We start from the raw sequence: 21284 nt of genomic DNA, 5'->3' as shown, positions 1-21284 counted from the left end.
ATTCTCGTCAAGTTATGAGAATGGCTTGGTTTTGACCTGTTGTGTCGCTTTCAATACAACAATAAAACCACTCAGTGTAAATAACACCATCATCACGCCCATATTGAGCGATGCAGACCAGATCAGGAAGTTAAGAAGCACGCCCCCTAAAAGGCCACAAGCGAATTGCATACTTCCCATAATTGCACTTGCTGTTCCAGCGCGAGCACCTTGTTTGGACATTGCTAACGCCATAGCATTTGGGCCTGTTAAACCGATACCCGAAATAGCTAAAAATAACCCTACCATAACCAGCCATAAAGGTGCTGCAGGGATTAAACCCGCAATAAATACAATCATGGCTCCAGTCACTTGCACAAGTGAACCCAATTTTAAGCGTTTGGTAATTTCAACACGTGTTGTTAAATGCTTGTTTAAAGAAGACATCAACATAATGCCAAAAGCATTTAGTCCAAATACGTAAGCAAACTCTTGCTGATTAAGTCCGTACTGATCCATAAACACGGCAGGTGCTGAGCTGATATAGCAAAATAGTGCCGCACCTGTTAAACAGCCTGCAAACATAGGTAAGCGGAAACTCGCATCTTTGAAAATAGCTCCATATAAAGTCACCACTTGATAGAGCGATAGCTTAAGCCTTTTATCATTTGCCAAAGTTTCCTTAAAAAAGAAATGTACGCACAGCCAACACAGCGCACCCACAATTGAAAGCGCAATAAAAATAGCCTGCCACGGAAACCAAATTAAAATCCATGCTCCGATCATTGGAGCCAAAATTGGTGCAAGCCCCATGACAATCATCATGCTAGAGAAAGCTTGTGCCGAGCCTTGAACGTCCAATTTATCGCGTATTGCTGCACGAGCCATGACTACGCCAACACAACCACCTAAAGCTTGTAAAATACGGGCCGCAATCAAGCTCCATTCATTAGTAGCCATTACACAAAATAAGCTTGCGACTGCATAAAGCGCGAGGCCAAAGTAAAGTGGCTTCTTTCTACCAATACGATCGCTTAAAGGACCATAAACCAACTGCCCAATGGCTAAACCAAAAAAATAAGCTGGTAGTGTATTTGCCACCATTTGCGTACTTACCCCAAAATCATGGGCCATTTGTGGTAGCGCAGGTAAGTACATATCAATGGATAACGGCCCTAATGCCGTAAGTAAAGCGAGCAACATAATCCAGCCAATAGAGTATTGACGCTGGGCTGTTTGTTCAGACATAACGATATTTCATTTTTCACTCATTTGCATACAGACAAGCTTACACTGTCTATCGTATGATTTGTGCAACATTGGTGTAGAAATACACAAATCCTTTATCACTCAGGTTGATCAGCAAGGACTTCATTTGAAATCTTGGTTTAAACGCCTAAAAAGAGCGACTTATAACACAACATTTATGTATAACGTGCGAATGCTGATAGCCTTTTCAGGAACTGCTTTCGTGCCTTATTTTTTAGGCTATCAATTAGCAACTATTCCACTCACTTTAGGTGTAGTCGCAGCAGGTTTGAGTGATATTGATGATCGCTTTTCCGTGCGAATCATGAACCTAATTTATACTTATATTGGGTTCTTCGTTACCGCAGCTTCTGTACAACTACTTTTCCCCTACCCAATGGCTTTTGCCTTAGGGTTGATTGCTTCATGTATTGGCTGGATTTTATTAGGTTCATTAGGACGTCGTTACGCCACCATTTCTTATGGCTGTTTGGTTGTTTCGGTCTATACCATGTTGGGTGTTCACCTTTTCGATCACTGGTATATTCAACCGGCTCTTTTAGTTGCAGGTGCTGCGTGGTATGGCCTCATTGCAACGATTAGTTTTTTATTATTTCCGGTTCGCCAACTTCAAGACAAACTCGCAGCGTCTTATGCCTCTCTAGGTGATTTTCTATTTGCAAAATCAAATTTATTTGATGTAGATATGACTCCTGCCAGCTATCAGCAAAGTATGATTGAGCTGTCCTTAGAAAATGGCAAATTAATTACAATTTTTAATGACTTAAAAACAGCTTTATTGACTCGTTTAAAAGGTGACCGTGGACAAAAAGATACACGCCGAAGCTTACATTATTATTTTGTCGCTCAAGACATTCATGAGCGTGCTGACTCAGCCCATATTGACTATCAAAAGTTAGCCAAAATTTTTCAACACAGCGATATTTTATTTAGATTTCAACGAATTTTGGCGGTTCAGGGCAAAGCTTGCCAAGAGTTAAACGAATGTATTTTACAACGTAAACCTTATAACCATAACAAACGTTTCAAGCAGAGTTTTGAGAACTTAAGACTATCTTTAGAGAAACTAAGACGTGATCAGCATTATGATCTTTTATGGGTAAATGCTCTCTTCGCTTTATATCAAAACTTAAAATCTATCGACTCTCAGTTACTTAACTTAGAAACGGAACAACACATTCAGTCTGATAAAGTTAAACAAGCAGAGAACCAGCTTAAAGATGACGATTTACAAGGATGGAACGATATTGTCATCCGAATAAAGCAAAATCTAACTCCTGAATCTGTACTTTTCCGCCATGCAATTCGCGTCTCAATTGTTCTTTTTATTGGGTATGTGCTGATTCAAATGACCAATATTGAGTACGGCTATTGGATTATGCTTACAGCGCTATTTGTAAGCCAGCCTAACTTCAACGCAACCAAACGTCGCTTACGTTTACGAATTGTCGGAACATTAGTCGGAATTATTGTTGGTCTTACTATTGTATTTCTCGTGCCTTCCGTCGAAGGACAACTATTAATGTTAATCCTGAGCGGAGTCTTGTTTTTTGAGTTACGCAGTAAGCAATATGCTCAAGCAACCGCTTTTATTACAATTTTGGCATTAATTAACTTTAATCTAGATGGTTCGGCAATGGCCGCTGCTATTCCGCGATTTGTAGATACTTTAATTGGATGTGCTCTAGCTTGGTTTGGGGTGACATTTATTTGGCCTGACTGGAAATTCCGACGCTTACCTCGCAACATCAGACGTTCATTACAAGCTCAATGCAATTATTTAGCTGAAGTTGTTAAACAATATCATGAAGGTCGCAATCATGCGCTGAATTACCGTATTGTAAGACGGGCTGCTCATAATACTGATGCCGAGGTTGCTTCACTTATTTCAACTTTAGCGACAGAGCCAGACTTTGACCCTACTCGTAAGTCGGATATCTTTGAATTTTTATGTTTAAACCATACATTTTTAAGTTATATCGCAGCACTTGGAGCACATCGGGAAAGCATTCAAGATCAAGCTGTTCTTAAACTCTTAGATCAAGCGTTAGACGATATACAAGGTGCGTTATTAAGAGATGAAATGCCTGATTTGACAGCACAGAATATGCTTAAAACAATACGTCAACGTTTAAGCCAAAATGATGAGGAAGACCAAAAGTCACTTATTATTTTACAGCAGTTATCACTGATGCTTAGTGTTTTAAATCGATTTAGTATGTTGAAACAACGACTAAGTCATGATCAAGATAATGATGCCAGCGAACTTGCTTCATTATAAAATTGACTCGGAATTTAGTATGAAATTGGCATAATATCCTTTCCTGACTTATGCCAATTAATGCTAAACTTAAAACAGTTTACAATTTGTTATTTGCACTATGACCGCGAAAACTTTATACGCTTATACGCTTCAGCCTGTTCCCTATGACGTGTCAGAAGCTGAACAACGTAATGCACAGCTTCTTATCTGGCGCAGCACCAATAAAATCAGCACAAAAATTTGGGCAATTATGGGTGTGGTTTTAGCCCTAGCTATATTAGGTCTTATTTTTATTAAGAACTACTCTACTGTTTTTTGCTGGGTTGCTATTGTTGCTGTAGTACTTTACTACCTAGGTCGTAAATACGGATTAGAGTGGTACGTTAAACGCAAAATGAATGAATTTCCGGTACAGGAAATCAAAGGTATTCGTTTAGGCGTGCAGCCTCATGGTATTGTGATGCGTCAACAAATGGGCTTACAAGAAGGCGTAGGTACTATTGGATGGAAAAATATCTACGAATGGTACAATACACCTGATTTTATTTTGGTCAATTTCAAAGTAAAAGATCCTAAAGGCCAAGAACAACAAGGTGCTTATATTCTACCTAAGCGCATGGATTCGAAAAACTTCTCGTTCAATACAATTCGCACGCACTTAAAAGAATCTGTAGGCGAACCAAAAACCTTGTAATTCTAGATTTTATAAAAAGCCTCCTCATGGAGGTTTTTTATTAAGCTAAAAATAAATGATAATGAAAATTAATATTATCTCCAAAATCCATATTATCTCCCCAATCTTCGGCTATACTTCGTTACAAGATCTCCATCATATTTACATTTTCGACCATGTTTAAAAAAATTTTATTTCAAATTCATTGGTTTCTCGGTATTACTGCTGGCCTAATCTTATCCATTATGGGTGTTACAGGTGCAATTTATTCTTATGACCAACAAATTTTAAAATGGGTGAATTCTGATAGTTATGTTGTACAAGCTGAAAACACTCCAAAATTAACTCCTGCTCAGCTTTACCAGCATTTCAATACAACCCAACCTGAAATCAAAATTAATAGCATTACGATCGCCAAGGACCCCACCTCTTCTTCTATTGTAAACATTGAAAAAGAAGGTGAACGCCGTGGCTACAATATGATGGTGAACCCCTATAATGCTGAGGTTCTTCCAGATGTTAAAGGCCGAAAGTTGTTGTTACTCATACAACAAATTCATCGTAATTTAACAGCAGGTGAAGTTGGTAAACAAATTACTGGCGCCTGTGCACTCATGCTAATTTACTTCGTACTCAGTGGTTTATATTTACGTTGGCCTAAAAAGCACTCTGCTCGTCAATGGTTGGCTATTAAACCGAAACTCAAAGGCCGGAATTTTATTTGGGATCTACATGCTGTTGTCGGCACATGGGTCATTGTTTTTTATCTTCTTTTCGCATGTACGGGACTATATTGGTCTTATGATTGGTGGCGTAGTGGCATGTTCAAAGTGATGGGAGTTGAACAGCCTAAACGACAAGATCATGGCGTTGCTCCTCAAAATCAAAATCGTGGAATGCAGCAAGGTAAACAATCTGACCGTAATAATGATAAAAAATCAGAGCCTCAATTAGATAATACTCAGCTCATTACAGCACTTAATCAAACATGGAGTGGCTTCAATAGTCAGGTTGGACGTGATTATTCGACTCTAACATTAAGCTTACCGAAAAAAGATGATGGAAAAATTGAGTTAAGCTTTGTCGATGCTACCCCACAACACGAACGGGCACGTAACCAAGCTATCTATAATTATCAAACTGGCAACATCGAAAAGATGGAGCTTTACGAAGACAAAAAGCTTAATCAAAAGATTATGAGCAGCATGTTACCCGTACACCGCGGTAGCTTCTTTGGACCAATTTATCAATTCGTTGCAATGCTTGCTTCTCTAGCAATGCCTTTGTTCTTGGTTACTGGGTGGATGCTGTATCTTAAACGCCGTAAACAGAAAAAATTAACACAGGCGGCTCGTCAGTCTTTAGCAGGACAATACATTGATCCAAATGCAAAGCCTTGGCTTATTACTTATGCAACTCAAACCGGCGTAGCTGAACAACTCGCTTGGAGTACGGCAACAAGTTTACAAGAGGCTCATCAACCCGTTCAGGTAAAACCTGTACAGCAGTTAACACAAACCGATTTAGAGCAACATCAACAGGTTTTATTCGTGATCAGTACTTATGGTACTGGTGATGCTCCAGATCTCGCGACAAGCTTTGCTAAGAAACTTTTAAAATTGAATGTGGATCTTAAGCACATCAACTATGCTGTTCTAGCACTAGGCTCTAAAGAATATCCAGACACTTACTGTAGTTTTGGCCATGCAGTAGATGCTTGGCTTAAAGCAAATGGTGCTCATGCTCTCTTCAATACAATTGAAGTTGATAATGCAAACCCATCAGATATTCAAAATTGGAATCAATCTCTCGCGAAGGCAACTAAATTAGATTTGCATGCGGTAAATCTGGAAAAAGTATTTGATAGTTGGACATTACATCAACGTGATTTACTCAACCCAAATAGCTTAGGTCAGCCTGCTTATAATATTGAACTTAAAGCAAATCATGAAGCGATATGGCAAGCGGGTGATATTGCTGAAATCCAGCCTGGTAATAGTCCTGAACGTATTCATGCTTTTTTGCAAAAGCATCATATTCTTAAAAATTCAAAAGTTGATTCATTGCAGATTTCAATCGAAAAAGCGCTTTGGAATAAAGATTTAACTGGTGAAATTGAACCATTTGCCAATCTGGACCATTTATTAGAACAGCTTCCTAACTTACCAACACGAGAGTATTCGATTGCGAGTATTCCTTCTCAACAAGTCCTTCGTTTGGTTGTACGCCAACAATATGATGCGTCTGGTAATTTAGGTTTAGGTTCGGGTTGGCTTACTCAGCATACGCAAGTTAATAATGAAATTGCTTTGCGTATTCGTACCAATGAATCATTCCATCTTATTGATGATAACCGCCCTATTATTTGTATTGGTAACGGAACAGGTATTGCTGGCTTAATGAGCCTATTACACACCCGCACACGTCATGATTACACTGAAAACTGGTTAATCTTTGGTGAACGTCAAAGAGCATGTGATTTCTTCTATGCATCAACTATTGAGGCATGGCAAACAACAGGAATGTTAAAACGCCTTGATTTAGCATTTTCGAGAGATCAAGAACAACGCATGTATGTTCAAGATGTAATCCGTCAGAATGCAGCAGAATTAGTAAGCTGGGTAGAACGCGGTGCTGTTCTGTATGTATGCGGTAGTATTGATGGTATGGCAAGCGGAGTTGATCAAGCACTTATCGAAATTCTAGGTGAAGAACAGGTAGATGATTTAAGACAACAAGGTCGTTACCGCCGTGATGTTTATTAAAGGTCAATAAAAACAAAAACCGAGTAATAGCTTAAATGCTTTACTCGGTTTTTTATTGCATTCAGAATGATTTTGCATACACTGTCTGCAATTTAAATTGCAACTCTAAGCACAATGCAAGTCAGTAAGTGGATCCGTATTTTCCTAGCAATCATTGGTTCGATTTTATTTCTAGATGGATTAGTTCTAATTTGTCTCAATAAAATTAATGTAGGCACCGTTATTCCTTTAATTTTAGGTGCTTTCCTCTGTCTATATTCCTTATTTTATTATCATTTAGAACGCTTTTTCTTCTATCACTATCGCTTACACACACTTTGGCGTTTTGGATGGTTATGCTTCTGGATATGGTTAATTGGCTTAGGCTATTTTTTTAGCTTTATTAAAGAAAATAAAGATACTCCAAATAGCATCCCTCCAGTAAAAGCAATTATTGTCTTAGGAAGCGGTGTTGAGAATGGTCAGCCATCCACAATTCTTGCAAAACGTTTAGATACAGCCGTCCCGTTAGCCCTAAAACAGCAGCAAGCACAGATTGTTCTAACAGGTGGTCTTGATTTTTCAGAAAAAGAAAGCGAAGCATTGGTTATGTCTCGTTATCTTGAACAAAAGTATCATATCGCAAGAGATCAAATGATCCTTGAAGATAAAAGCACTAGCACAGAGCTTAACTTAAAAAATAGTAAACCCTTATTAGAACAACACCATATTACCTTAGAGCAGCCAATCGCTATTGTGACAAGTGATTTTCATATTCCTAGAGCAATAGCAATTGCAAAGAATCAGGGCTATACCCAAGTTTATGGGGTAGCGGCCGAGACACCATTAGCTACTCGCTACAATGCATGGTTACGTGAATATTTCGCATATGCAAGTGGATGGCTTTTAAACGAATATTAAAAATAATTTAATAAAAAAACTGCTATTTAAAAAATAGCAGTTTTTTATTTGTGAAAATATTAGTGATCGGTACAAATACAAAGTTGATCTAAGCTGAAGATCATAAATTGCAGGTTAGATTCATATCTTTAGCCACTAATAACTAAATTTAACGAGAATGAGGAATCTCATCAAAAGCATGAAGAAACACCAATGCTAAAAAATTAAAAAACTAGCGATCAATAAAAAGAATAACTTAAAGATATAAGGACTTTAATTTTAGAATAGAAAAGTTGTATCTACACTGAGTCACATAGTAAATAAATTTACATGTAAGTATAAGATATTTATAGATTAATATGAATTTAGGGAATTTTAAATTTCTGATAGAAATTATGGTGGGCGCTGACGGGATCGAACCGCCGACATTCTGCTTGTAAGGCAGACGCTCTACCAACTGAGCTAAGCGCCCTTAATGAGAAAAGATAACGAATGTATCTTCATACTCTACATTCTCTAGACAAGGGAATCAAGAGAATGGCGCAGCGGACGGGGCTCGAACCCGCGACCCCCGGCGTGACAGGCCGGTATTCTAACCAACTGAACTACCGCTGCACTACAATACTTTAAAATAAAGTATGGTCACATATATGGTGGGCGCTGACGGGATCGAACCGCCGACATTCTGCTTGTAAGGCAGACGCTCTACCAACTGAGCTAAGCGCCCCAAGAAGAAAAAACTAATAAATTATTAATTTTTCGATTTAAAATTTTTACATCTTAAATCATCTTCCAAACACAACCCGAACTGAAAAGTGGCGCAGCGGACGGGGCTCGAACCCGCGACCCCCGGCGTGACAGGCCGGTATTCTAACCAACTGAACTACCGCTGCACTTTCACAATATCGCAATTGTGGGGTAAACGATGTTAAGTCTTAAGTGGCGCAGCGGACGGGGCTCGAACCCGCGACCCCCGGCGTGACAGGCCGGTATTCTAACCAACTGAACTACCGCTGCACTTGAGAGCTTAACGTAAAGGCTTGGTGGGCGCTGACGGGATCGAACCGCCGACATTCTGCTTGTAAGGCAGACGCTCTACCAACTGAGCTAAGCGCCCTTAACGTCTTCATCGTTTGTGAGGTGCATTATAGAGAATCTTTAACAGGTGTCAAACGCTTTTCGACAACTTTTCAAAAAAATGCGAATGAATGATTAAAAATAAGTCATTATTAAGTAAAAAACAATTTTTTGTATTTTATTTAAGCACTTATTTTAATATTTTGATCATTAAGCTAATTAAATAAGAATTTTTAAAATCTTATTTTAGGTTAAAGATTGCTCAGACAAATAAACCAATGCATCTTCAGCGACTAAATCAAACAGTTCAATGATTTCTTCATTACGCATTCGAATGCATCCATGTGACATGGGAACGCCCATCGGTTCTTTATCAGGAGTGCCATGAATATAGATATAACGCTGCATGGTGTCGTGGCCATCGCCTTTATTAAAGCCTTCTTCTAAGCCATCTAACCAAAGAATGCGTGACAATATCCAATCTCTTTCAGGGAATTGTGCTGCTAGTTCACTACTATAGACCTCCCCTGTTGGCTTACGTGCAATAAAAACCGCATTTTGAGGAGATTGGGCACCAATTTTTTTTGCAACCCTATGCCATCCACGTGGAGTCCTACCAGTATTCTCTTGTTCACCGATTCCGTTCTTTCCGGTAGAAATGACATAAAACTTATTATGTTTAGGCAAAGTTAATGTTTGATTTGCTAAATCGATGAGGACATCTGCATCTTCGAGCTTAAATTGAGACATTGAACTTATTCTCTTATATCAACTCAAATACTTTGAGTTTAAGTAAAAATTTATATGAAGAACTTGTCTTGCGCCAAAATTAAAAGATTATCAATCTTCTCTTATCTACGCGCAGTTTCACTGCTTGTCTTGCGCCAAAATTAAAAGATTATCAATCTTCTCTTATCTACGCGCAGTTTCACTGCTTGTCTTGAGCCAAAATTAAAAGATTATCAATCTTTTAATTTTGGCTCAGGGCGTAGCCATAACCAAACTGCAACGATGAACATGGTAGTATCAGTAAAAACTTTGACCCAAAGCGGTGCTGAAGTAAATAGCATTATAAGGCCACTGATTGCCATCATTATGCTTGCAATCCATTTGGCTTTATGTGGTACTGTACCATTGGCTCGCCAATCACGTAATGTTGGGCCGTATTTGGGATGGTTTAACAACCAATCATCCATTTGTGGCCATCCTTTTGAAGCTGCCCATGCAGCCAGAATCAAAAACACTGTTGTGGGCATACCTGGTAAAATTGCTCCAATAATGCCTAGCGTGATAAAAATCACGACCAAAGAGCGCCAGAACAATGTTCGCATATATAAACCTTAACCTGCTGTTAGCGTTAGTATAAAGTGTTTTTCTAATATTGTTTGTTGATCCCTTATGAAATTAGGATGAATTACTTCGAGTATTAAATATATGAATATTGCCTCAGTGAAAACTTCCTATTTCGAACCATGGCTTCAATTCCAACATCCTATCGTGCGACAGCTGGCTTTTTGTATCGCTAGTCCAAATTTACTTTGCCAATTACCAAAAAGTTTTTCTATACAACATGACTTTAAGCTGCACCCAACCGAAGTATGGGAAGAGCATTTCCAAAATTATTTACCACGATTAAAAGAGCTCGATCAGTCACCAGAGCCTTTAATCCAGTTTTTATCTCAACTTAAAAGTACACGCTTAGGTTTACGCTTTGAGAATTTACTTTGGTTCTGGCTACAAGAGGATAATTATCATCCTTACCAGCTGTTAGGCCATAGTATTCAAAAAATTGATGGAGCAAAAACTTTAGGTGAACTGGATTTTTTAATTTTAAATAAAAAAACTCAACAAATTGAACATTGGGAGGTCGCGTTAAAATATTATTTGGGCGAGGCAGACTTACATTTAGAACAATGGATTGGATTAAACCGTCAAGATACTTTAAGCAAGAAACTTTATCATTTTACGAATAAGCAATTTCAATTTTCTGAAGCATTAAATTTTAAGATTCAACAACGTTTTGCGGTTTTAAAAGGACAACTCTACCTACCACTTCAACTAAATTTTCAAAAGTCGTTACCAGACTGGATAAATTTAAAGCGTCGTTTGGGATATTGGGGGACTACCATTCCACATTCTTCTTTTTATCGATTAGAAAGACACGAATGGTTGTGTCCAAATAAAGAGCAGACTTCAAATCCAGCACATTGGTGGACAGACGGTCTATATTGTAAAAATAGTGAAGAAGTTTTTTTTTATATGTTTAGACATCCTTCGTACTTAAACATCAAGCCTCCACTGCAAAAATTAAGCTAATTAACAATAAGTTTAAGCTTCTAGAAACATTTTATAACGTTTTTACTATTAAACAGTCATGTTTCTTTTTCCGTTTGTTTTTTAATCTAAATTTACTTCATTATTAAATTTAAACGGAGAAAATGATGAAAAAAGTTTTAGCTGCGTCTGTAATGGTTGCTGTTATTTTAACAGGGTGTAATACGTTTAAAGGTTTTGGGCAAGATGTTTCTAAAGCAGGTGATGCTGTAACAAATACTGCTGAAAAAACACAAGATAAAATGTAAGTTAGAGTTGTTACTTCAAAAACCTTATCATTCCGATAAGGTTTTTTTATTTTTACGTACCCATCCCCTAGAGATTCGCCTATTATATCGGACTATATTTCACCTGATCAGCACGCAATTTTCGGTATGAACCATTCAGACACTCTCTCGCTTAGCTTAGAACTGTTACAACAACCTTCTGTTACTCCTATTGATCATACATGCCAAACCATCATGGCAGACCGTTTAGCCAAAATTGGTTTTCATATTGAACCGATGCGTTTTGGTGAAGTTGACAATCTTTGGGCGCGTCGCGGAACTGAAGAACCTGTATTTTGTTTTGCCGGTCATACTGACGTAGTTCCGACAGGCAAGTTAGAAGCATGGAATTCAGATCCGTTTGCACCTGAAATTCGCGATGGAAAATTATATGGTCGTGGTTCGGCCGATATGAAAACAGCACTTGCAGCTATGGTCGTTGCATCTGAACGTTTTGTCGCAAAACATCCTGATCACAAGGGTTCGATTGCTTTTCTAATTACTTCTGATGAAGAAGGACCTGCTATTAACGGTACGGTTAAAGTGATTGAGACTCTTGAAAAACGTAACGAAAAGATGACATGGTGTTTGGTAGGCGAACCTTCTAGTACTCATAAATTGGGTGATATTGTTAAAAATGGTCGTCGTGGTTCACTTAATGCCGTATTAAAAGTTCAAGGTAAGCAAGGTCATGTGGCTTATCCACACTTGGCGCGTAATCCGATTCATGAAGCATCACCAGCTTTAGCAGAACTGTGCCAAACTGTTTGGGATAATGGAAATGAATATTTCCCAGCAACATCATTTCAGATTTCAAATATTCATGCTGGCACTGGCGCAACAAATGTCATTCCTGGCGCACTAGAAGTTACTTTTAACTTCCGTTATTCAACAGAAGTAACAGCAGAACAACTTAAACAACGTGTGCATGAGATTTTAGATAAACACGGTTTACAGTACGAAATCGTTTGGAATCTTTCTGGTTTACCATTCCTAACCCCTGTGGGTGAACTCGTTAATGCAGCGCAAACTGCTATTTTGAACGTAACCGGTACTGAAACTGAGCTTTCAACGAGTGGTGGTACTTCTGATGGCCGTTTTATTGCTCCAACAGGCGCACAGGTATTAGAGTTAGGTGTTCTGAACGCAACAATTCATCAAATTAACGAACATGTTGATGTACACGACCTTGATCCACTAACTGATATTTATGAGCAAATTTTGGAAAATTTGTTAGCTAAGTAAAAGTTAAAATCTAATGAATTGAAAAAGCGCCCTTTTTAGGGCGTTTTTTCAATTCAATAAATTAGAAAATTAGTTTTAATATAAATGGCTTAAAAAGCTGCTTTTGAACTCTTATCTATCCATTGTAATATAGTTGGCCAGACTTCTTTAGCAGCATTTTGGCTAAGTACAATTCGACTATGGGAATAATTTTCTAAGTTACTATTGGAATAACCAAATTCTCGAAATATATTATTTTCATTTTCAAAAGCTTGCAGATATTTATAGCATCCTTTAGCAGGGGAAATAAATTTATCGCCAGTCCCGCAAATAGAATATATTGGAACTCTAATAGAGCTCATAAATTTTTTATAATCTATATCTTTAAATTCACTTATAAAATTTCCCTTTAAGTTCCAATTAAACCATGGACGCATCGTGTAATAGGTTTCATTTATTCGCCCCAACTTAAATTTATTAGCAGGAATCTGACCTAGACCTTTTACAACTAATTTTGCAGAAAACAATTTAATAAAATCAAAGGAATTATTTACTGCTCCAAATGCTTGGCAAGCAATAAAAGTAATACTTTGAATATTTTTTAAATATTCAGGATAATTAATTAAGAACATGGTTAAGCATAGCCCTCCACCACTGTGTGTTACACAGTGCAAGGAGATTATATTAAAATGATGGTGAATATACTGAAATGCAGTTTTATATTCATATAATGCAACAGTTTCAAAATTAAATGGTATATCTGTTTTTGGGCTAGTACCATGCCCTCGCCACTCTAAAATAAAACAAATATAACCATGATTTGCCAAATAATCTGCAATGCCTATACAAACAGTTTTATCCGAAAATGCACCATGAGATAAGAAAATTGCTTCTTTTTTTATTAGAGAATTATTTCTTTTAGAAATTTCCCATAAAGCAAATTCACCATGATCATCTGTTTTTAAAATATGTAGCTCTTTATGAATTGACATTTATTTTCTGCTATAGAGGATTTTATTTCAGGTTATTTTGCTATGATTTGATAAAGTAAGTTCCTCCTTTAACTATATTTTTAATTTATCTCCTTTTAATAATTAAGTACAAGGCTTTATTAAAAGTGAATACTATTAATTTCTTATATCTTAGTATTTTAAAATACATATAAAATATAAATTCACGATATAAATAAAGCAAGCCCTTCAATGATTTTTAAAATAAATTGATATTCTCTAAAAGAATTTCACCTATTTTTGATAAAAAAAGGAACTCAAAATGAGTTCCTTTTTTAGATATTTTATAGATGAAGAGAATCTTGAATATATTGCAAATTAGGAACATGGTAGCGTTGATCTTGCATTCGCACATATCTAAATACAGTTGGATGCTGTAAAGACTCTTGTATATCTTCATTTTCATCTACGACTTCAGAAATACGCAGACGGACTGAAACTGGCATCGATTTACACATGAGTGCAAAACGTTGGCTAATGTCTTCACTTTCAATCACTAATGCTACTGCTCGCGAATCCATTTCATTGTGAACCGAATAAACAGGTAACTTTACATCATGCCACTCAATATATTTTACGCCATTTTTTACATCCATGGCGGATAACACAATGTTTTGCGGTAACAGCATAGGTACCTCATCATTACATTCAATGATATAGGCGTCAATAAAACCAGTTGAAACCGTAATAAGATGCTGTAGCTCTTGTTGGTCCATATTACCGATCAAAGATGTATTTACACTATCTTTCATGATTTGACCTCACTTTCAAACGCCACAAGTAAAGCATCGATATTCTCTAATAACTCTTCCTCTTGGAAAGGTTTGCCCATATATTGACTTACACCCAATGAGAATGCTCGTTCACGATGTTTTTCACCTGTTCTGGATGTAATCATAATAATTGGCATGTATTGATGCATATCATGATGTCGTACAAGATTAAGAACTTCAAAACCATCCATGCGTGGCATTTCAATATCAAGCAGCATCAGATCTGGCTTAATGTTTTCTAGCTGCTCTATAGCATCCACACCATCTTTAGCGGTCACAACATCATAGCCTTGGCGCTCAAGTAAACGAGAGGTTACTTTACGTACAGTTACTGAGTCATCCACAATCATGATGAGACGTCGCTCATCAGACTCTCGTTGTCTATAAATCGCTTCATTAACCAGCTTAAGTCGACGAGTAGACTGAATTTGGCGAGCAATATTTTGACCATCTAAAATTAAGCAAACTTGACCATCACCTAAAATAGTTGCTCCTGCAATCGCACCGATACTAGAGAACTGCTGCCCAATTGGTTTGACTACAATCTGTGCACGCGATCCAATCAGTTGGTCAACTAATAATGCGACAGTTTGGCCATTATTTGCCTTAATCATTAATACTGGTAATGAATACATCATTCCACTTAAACGCGGAATTGGTTGACTACCAACAAATTCAGATAAATAGCGCAATGGATAGCGTTTATTTTCAAATTCAAAGAATTCTTGTGCGCTTCCAAAATATTGTTCTAATGATGCAGGTGAAACTCGTACAATTCGATCAATTTGGGCCAGAGGGATTGCAAATTGCTGATCAGCAACTTTAACCATTAAGGCATCACTAACCGCTACTGTAGTTGGAACACGTATTGTGAAGACCGTTCCCTGCCCGTACACAGACTCTACGCTCACATGGCCACCTAGAGCCTTAATATCACTTTGTACTACATCCAGTCCTACACCACGACCTGAAATTTGAGTAACTTGATCAGCTGTACTTAAACCCGGATGGAAAATCAACTGTAAAATATCTTGATGTTCCAATACTTGTTCAGGATTAATTAAACCAAACATCAATGCCTTTTGACGAACCTTTTCGATATCAATACCTCTTCCATCATCCTTAAATGTAACAACAACATCTGTACCTTGACGATGGATATTAAGTTCAATACGTCCAGTTTCTGGTTTTTGTGCTTGTTGACGTTGCACGCGATCTTCTAGACCATGGTCAATTGCATTTCTGAGCATATGCTCAAGCGGGGTCACTAACCGTTCTAAAATATTGCGGTCTAACTCACCTTCGGTATTATTTACAAAAAGCTCGGCAGGTCTGTTCAAAGCTGTAGATGTCTGACGGACAATTCGCTGTAAACGCGGCAGTAATCGAGAGAAAGGTACTAATCGCGTTCGCATCAAACCTTCTTGAATTTCTGCTTGAATCCGTGACTGTTGTAAAAGTAAGCTTTCTGTATCTCTGATTTTGTCAGATAATGTATTTTTAAAGTCGACCAAATCCGATGCAGATTCAGCAAGAGATTTTGATAATTGATTTAAAGACGAATATCGATCCATCTCTAACGGATCAAACTCTGTATAGCGAGAGTGCTCAATACCGTGTTTTGCAATAATTTGGGTTTCCAATTCACCTTCCATTCGACGCAACTGATCTGCAAGTCGCTGAATGGCCAACTCCATTTCCGCTAGCGTATGTCCAAATTGGCTTAAATCCATTTCAATTCGCGAACGGTTAATCGAATTTTCACCCGACAGGTCAATCATTTTTTCAATTAAATCTGCCGAAACTCGGATCATCTCATTATTTTGATCGAGCCGTTGAGTTTGTTCCCATGCCCCCATCATTGGCGGTGGTTCTGTACCATCACCTTGTATAAAGGTCATCACGGGTTCTGAGCTAAACAAATCAGCTTTACTTAACTTAGCCGGAATTTGGATATTCGTTTCAAAGAATTGAATATTTTCTAAACTTTGTTGTAGTCCATCGAAATGCTGGTAGTTGTGCTTGAAAATTGCGTCTTTTAGCCATGCAATTGCACTTTCGAGCAAATGGTCATAAATATTCGAGTTGAAGTGATGTAGTGCAAATTGTTCAAAAGTATTTTCCAGTTGATAGGCAATTGCATACACGGCTTCTAAACCAACCATTCGTGCACCACCCTTCAAGCTGTGCACGGCCCTTTGTAATTGAAGCAAGATACTACGATTCGTACGCTGGTCAAACCATTGTTTCAATAGCATATCAGCCATTTCTAACAATTCTGCCGCTTCTTCAAGGAACGTCTGCTCAACAACAACGGTAATGTCCTCTGCATCAACCAGAGCATCATTCTCTTGCGACGATACAACTGAAGTTATTGCTTCAACTGGCGTAGCCAATTCAGTAACAACTGTATCAAATACTTGATCGTGATGAGCTTCTAATTCTTCAATAACAGCTTCAATTTCTGCCGGTACTTCATCTATTAATACTTCAGATATCACCTCTTGTTCAGAGAATATCACACGTTCAATATCAGATGCTTCAATCTCAGGTGCAGATTGGAAGTTAGAATTTTGACCTGCTCTTTTCAATGCATTAATTGTGTAATAAGCTTCATAATCTAGCTGTTTTTCACGCATGATTTGTAGACGGTCAGCCAAGTCATCTTGAACCAGACGTATAAAATCAATGAGAGCAGATGAAGCAATTAGCTGTCTTTGAATTAAGCGCTCATAAATACTTTCCAATTCATGTGCAATTAAGCCAATATAAGTTGCTTGGATCATATTTGCTCCACCTTTTAAGGTGTGCAAATAACGCATCAAATTATTGAGAGCCGCAAAGTTCTCTTGATCATTAATCCAAATGTTAAGATCTGTATCCATTCCTTCAAGCAACTCATCAGCTTCTTCGAGGAAAATGTCTAATAGATCTGGATCAAAGTTTTGATTTACCTGTGTAGAGGAAATATATTGACGATCTTGCTGTACACTTTGACTTAATAGGGTCCAGTCAGCACAGTCTGATAAATTCTCTGCCGTAATAACTTCTGGAACTTCAGACTCTAGTTCAATATTGAATAGTGACTCATCAAAAGTAAAATTCTGCTGAGATAAATCACTTTGAATACTAGGTGTATGTAGCGTATAAAGTTTTAATTCTTCTAGAATACTTTGATGTTGCTTAACAATACCGACTCGCTGACCAGCAGCTAAAGCATCGAACAATTGAATAAGTTGTTGATGCGCTTTTTGATAAATTTCAAAAATATAGTCCGATTGCAATAGCACAGGTTTATCAAGCAATACATTATAGCTGTCTTTCAATTGGCTCGTATATTCATGCAAACCAAGCATTGCTTGAGAGTGGGTATGCTGTAGCAACAAATTAGCCTGTTCACTTAGACGTTCAAGATAACCAGGAAACTCGTTACGAATCCCTTTCTCAAAATCTAATTCTGCATCGAGTAGCTCAGAAACATCTAACAATAATAATTGCGATACTAAACCATGTGAAGGCGTTAATGGATCTGTTCGATCACCATGTTGCTCAACGTAAGCATCCCATGACTGATTAAACTGCGCTAATCTCGCTTCAAGCTGTTCACCTGAACTATTGCTAGATAGCAGTTCTAAGCTCTCTCTAATAAAATCACGATATTCTTGTAGTAATAAAATTTCATCTGAGTTAGAAGAGAGTTCTTCTTGCAATAAGATTTTAAATAAGTGCTCAACTTTAGTACTGGCTTCAAAAATTGTTTCGACCTGTGCCATTGCAGAACTGCCACGCAAAGTATGTAGCGCACGTATTAAAGCATTGTAGCTATCATACTGATGTAGTTCTTGATTTAAGAACTGATTAATTGTCGATAAATGCTCTTCTGCCTCTTCCATAAACAAGGCTAAAGTTTCATTTAGATTTATTTCAATTTCAGTATGTACATCTTCAACAGTTGGCCCAGCCAATGAATCTTGCTCAATATAGTCTAGCTCAAGCCCAGTCATTGTTTCGGCAGTAAGCATATTTGAAAGCTGTAAAAGCTCTTCTAAAGCAGGTTCTAAACTTTGCTGTTGTTGTAATTGTTGTCCCAATAAAATAAGCGGTCTAAAATCTACAGCATGTGCTCTTTTTTGCTTAAAGTTATCTACTAATTTAAGGAAATAGAACTTAAACACCAACTGAACATAACTCTGGATAGCTGGAGTCAACTTAAGGCTTTGATTGATTACTCGATTGAGCGTATCTTCAACTGTCCAAGCAAGCTCAGCTGAAGATTTAGCGCCAATCATTCTTCCCGAACCTTTTAAGGTATGGAAATGGCGGCGAATTTCAGTGAGCGTAGCAATATTCTCGGACTGCATCCATTCATTTAGTAATGGTTGCAAATCAACAAAAATTTCTTCAATTTCTTCGACGAAAATCTCAAGAAACTCAGCATCTTGTTCAGAATAGCTATCTTCAGGTAGCATCATTGCTTCAGTTAAAGTTTTTAATATTTCTTTCATAGCAAAGGCTTCTTTTGCTTACCCCCTGAGTGGGGAAAACTACAGAGTCAACACCAGAAAATAGCTGTTTTCCCCAATATTTGTCTGGCGCTGCTCATACTTTTAAAAGAATAGCTATTATAAGAATAGCTATTCTCATCCCCCAATTTAGTCAGGTAATTTAAAGTCCGTTACTGACTCACGCAATGATTCCGACATATTCGCCAATTCCGACACGGAACGAGCAGTATCGAAGGTTGCCGTTGTTGTTTGTGAAGTAATTTCTTGTACGACTGTCATGGTTGCAGCAATATGACTCGCAGATGCTGATTGAAGTTTTGCAGCATCGGAAATGCTCGCAATTAAGTTTGCCAAGTCACCCGATACTTTTTGAATTTCATCAAGTGCAATACCCGCATCTTTCGCCAAGTTAGCACCACGTACAACCTCAGTTGTCGTTTGTTCCATCGAGATCACGGCTTCGTTGGTATCCGTTTGAATCGTTTTAACAAGCGTTTCAATCTGCTTAGTCGCTGAAGCAGAACGTTCTGCAAGACGTTGGACTTCATCGGCAACCACGGCGAAACCACGACCCGCTTCACCGGCCATAGATGCTTGGATTGCTGCATTTAATGCAAGAATGTTTGTTTGGTCTGCAATATCGTTAATAAGCGATACGATATTACCAATTTCTTGTGAAGATTCACCCAAACGTTTAATACGCTTAGATGTTTCCTGAATCTGTTCACGAATCGTATCCATACCCTCAATAGAACGGTTTACGACTTGTGCTCCATTAGATGCAATATATACTGAACGTTGTGCTACGTTAGCGGATTCAGATGCATTAGACGATACTTGGTCAATAGACAATGCCATTTCGTTCATTGCTGTTGATGCACCTGCAATTTCTTGTGCTTGGTGTTCAGATGCCTCTGCCAACTGGTTAGTAATGTTCTGAGTATTATATGTATAACGAGCAACTTCTTGTGAAGTTTCATGAATTCGAGATACAAGGTCTCGTAATTGGTCAATTGCAAAGTTAATCGAGTCGGCAATCGCACCAGTAAAGTCTTCAGATACCGTTGCATATGAGCGCAAGTCACCATCTGCAAGATCGGCAATTTCGTCAAGTAAACGTAAAATCGCATTCTGGTTACGATCATACTCTTCTTGTAATGTAGCTACACGTTGTTTATCTGCTTTACTACGAAGAGATAAAAGCTTTAAGACAGAACTAATCAAACCAAGAAGTGATAATGTGAGTAAAGCAACTAATGCATAAGCCTTCCAACCATATTGTGTTTGCTCAGACAGATCACCTAATGCAGTTAACATTGCATCAGACTGTGAGAAGATCTCACTAGATGATTGACGTACATTTACAATCTGGTTTGTATGCTTAAGGACTGATGTCGCAGCAGATTTTAAAACTTTCTCATACTCAGTTTTAATACCTTCCAAAGATTCGCGCACTTCTGGGGACTCAACTCTAGCAACCCCCAATTCAGCATTTCCATTTAGCTGCGCATCTAAGTACACACCAAAAGTCTCAATATCGACACTAAAGTCATGCACTGAGTTCTCAGAGTTCTCTGTACCAATGAAAACGGAGTTAATAGATCGTAAAATACGTTCCGCAATAAATACCTGGTTTTTAGCAATCACTACCTGATTACTTGATACTTTTTCACGGACCATCTTATCAACCATCAAGTTATATTCAGCTTGAATCTCAGGAATCGAGTCACTAATTGAGATATTCATATTATATAACTGATTAATTACGCCCTGCTGTGACGAGATCAAATCAATGTCATAAGACAGAGCTTTCCAAAGAACCGCAACTTTTTTGTATTCTTTTGAAGATGTACCATAAATATTTTCGACATTTTTTATATTTTTGGCAAAAAGTTGACGCGATTCAACCAAGTCTTTCATGGCTTGGGGTGATCCAGAAGCTGTTGCTTCCGTAGCCTGTCTAGAAATCGTTTGTGATAACAAACGTAACTCACCCATACTACGTGTTAATTGGTTATGCCGAGGTACACTATAAAACACATAAGTGAGCGAAGCTGAAGCAAATACTAAACATAACAACGCTACATAAAGGATAGGCTTGGACTTTTTACTTTCCCCAAATAAACTGGCATATTGCTCAATTTCTAACTGGATTTTCGCAATAAAATTGGCATTCGTTTTTTCGTTCACACTACGACTGCCACTTTTCTTTTTAAGTTTAAAGCCCATACAGCTTCTCCCCAGAAAAAAATACACTGTTTATTAAC

General features: G+C 37.8%; 14 protein-coding genes and 6 tRNA genes. 7 read left to right on the top strand and 13 right to left on the bottom strand.

The genetic code is table 11. The features are described 5' to 3' along the window. Positions 1-12: 12 nt before the first annotated feature. Positions 13-1227: a multidrug effflux MFS transporter gene (locus tag MKX14_RS14140; protein WP_240282755.1), complete on the bottom strand. Its 1215-nt coding sequence runs from the start codon at positions 1225-1227 to the stop codon at positions 13-15. A gap of 127 nt (positions 1228-1354) precedes the next feature. Here MKX14_RS14140 and yccS point away from each other — a divergent pair, with 127 nt between their 5' ends. From yccS to sanA, 4 genes are all read left to right on the top strand, one after another. Beyond that, positions 1355-3529 carry a YccS family putative transporter gene (gene yccS / locus MKX14_RS14135; RefSeq protein WP_240282754.1) on the top strand — a complete coding sequence of 725 codons (2175 nt, stop codon included), beginning with the start codon at positions 1355-1357 and terminating at the stop codon, positions 3527-3529. Positions 3530-3629: 100 nt separating this feature from the next. Continuing rightward, positions 3630-4205, top strand: coding sequence for an SdpI family protein (locus MKX14_RS14130; protein ID WP_002116136.1), 576 nt, complete (start codon positions 3630-3632; stop codon positions 4203-4205). A 155-nt stretch (positions 4206-4360) separates the two neighbouring features. After that, the gene (gene cysJ / locus MKX14_RS14125; protein WP_240282753.1) at positions 4361-6949 is read left to right on the top strand and encodes a PepSY domain-containing protein; all 2589 of its coding nucleotides are present in this window, start codon (positions 4361-4363) and stop codon (positions 6947-6949) included. Positions 6950-7063: 114 nt separating this feature from the next. Then, positions 7064-7849, top strand: coding sequence for a YdcF family protein (sanA, locus tag MKX14_RS14120; protein WP_240282752.1), 786 nt, complete (start codon positions 7064-7066; stop codon positions 7847-7849). Positions 7850-8224: 375 nt separating this feature from the next. Here sanA and MKX14_RS14115 read toward each other — a convergent pair. The 8 genes from MKX14_RS14115 to MKX14_RS14080 form a co-directional block, all read right to left on the bottom strand. Beyond that, positions 8225-8300, bottom strand: a tRNA-Val gene (locus MKX14_RS14115). Between the two features lie 66 nt (positions 8301-8366). Then, positions 8367-8443 (bottom strand) — tRNA-Asp (locus MKX14_RS14110). A gap of 36 nt (positions 8444-8479) precedes the next feature. Beyond that, positions 8480-8555 (bottom strand) — tRNA-Val (locus MKX14_RS14105). An 89-nt stretch (positions 8556-8644) separates the two neighbouring features. Next, positions 8645-8721, bottom strand: a tRNA-Asp gene (locus tag MKX14_RS14100). 47 nt (positions 8722-8768) lie between these two features. Further along, a tRNA-Asp gene (locus MKX14_RS14095) sits at positions 8769-8845 on the bottom strand. A 24-nt stretch (positions 8846-8869) separates the two neighbouring features. Next, positions 8870-8945, bottom strand: a tRNA-Val gene (locus tag MKX14_RS14090). 206 nt (positions 8946-9151) lie between these two features. Then, positions 9152-9655 carry a cell wall-recycling L,D-carboxypeptidase ElsL gene (gene elsL, locus MKX14_RS14085; protein ID WP_002116462.1) on the bottom strand — a complete coding sequence of 168 codons (504 nt, stop codon included), beginning with the start codon at positions 9653-9655 and terminating at the stop codon, positions 9152-9154. Positions 9656-9867: 212 nt separating this feature from the next. Next, complete coding sequence (locus MKX14_RS14080) at positions 9868-10236, bottom strand: YbaN family protein (RefSeq protein ID WP_240282751.1); 369 nt, start codon at positions 10234-10236, stop codon at positions 9868-9870. A gap of 103 nt (positions 10237-10339) precedes the next feature. Between MKX14_RS14080 and MKX14_RS14075 the strand changes: the two genes are divergently transcribed. The 3 genes from MKX14_RS14075 to dapE all read left to right on the top strand — a co-directional run bounded on the left by MKX14_RS14075 (position 10340) and on the right by dapE (position 12750). Further along, positions 10340-11221 carry a DUF1853 family protein gene (locus MKX14_RS14075; RefSeq protein WP_240282750.1) on the top strand — a complete coding sequence of 294 codons (882 nt, stop codon included), beginning with the start codon at positions 10340-10342 and terminating at the stop codon, positions 11219-11221. 122 nt (positions 11222-11343) lie between these two features. Further along, the gene (locus MKX14_RS14070; RefSeq protein WP_014207555.1) at positions 11344-11487 is read left to right on the top strand and encodes an entericidin A/B family lipoprotein; all 144 of its coding nucleotides are present in this window, start codon (positions 11344-11346) and stop codon (positions 11485-11487) included. Positions 11488-11613: 126 nt separating this feature from the next. Further along, complete coding sequence (gene dapE / locus MKX14_RS14065; RefSeq protein WP_151302300.1) at positions 11614-12750, top strand: succinyl-diaminopimelate desuccinylase; 1137 nt, start codon at positions 11614-11616, stop codon at positions 12748-12750. An 89-nt stretch (positions 12751-12839) separates the two neighbouring features. On the opposite strand, the gene MKX14_RS14060 is transcribed toward dapE, so the two are convergent. The 4 genes from MKX14_RS14060 to MKX14_RS14045 form a co-directional block, all read right to left on the bottom strand. Next, a complete protein-coding gene (locus tag MKX14_RS14060; RefSeq protein ID WP_240282749.1) occupies positions 12840-13721 on the bottom strand; it encodes an alpha/beta fold hydrolase in 882 nt (293 codons plus the stop codon). Between the two features lie 302 nt (positions 13722-14023). Beyond that, on the bottom strand, positions 14024-14491 hold the full coding sequence (locus tag MKX14_RS14055) for a hypothetical protein (protein WP_240282748.1): 468 nt from the start codon (positions 14489-14491) through the stop codon (positions 14024-14026). After that, positions 14488-19017, bottom strand: coding sequence for a hybrid sensor histidine kinase/response regulator (locus MKX14_RS14050; protein ID WP_240282747.1), 4530 nt, complete (start codon positions 19015-19017; stop codon positions 14488-14490). The genes MKX14_RS14055 and MKX14_RS14050 overlap by 4 nt, the downstream gene beginning before the upstream one ends. Positions 19018-19164: 147 nt before the next feature. Then, positions 19165-21246, bottom strand: a complete 2082-nt coding sequence (locus MKX14_RS14045; RefSeq protein WP_240282746.1) for a methyl-accepting chemotaxis protein — start codon at positions 21244-21246, stop codon at positions 19165-19167. Positions 21247-21284 lie beyond the last annotated feature (38 nt).

It is taken from the genome of Acinetobacter pittii, from assembly GCF_022449185.1.
Lineage (GTDB): Bacteria > Pseudomonadota > Gammaproteobacteria > Pseudomonadales > Moraxellaceae > Acinetobacter > Acinetobacter pittii_I.
The sequence above is the reverse complement of the archived record's forward strand: the minus strand, read 5'-3'. Positions and strand labels throughout refer to the sequence as shown.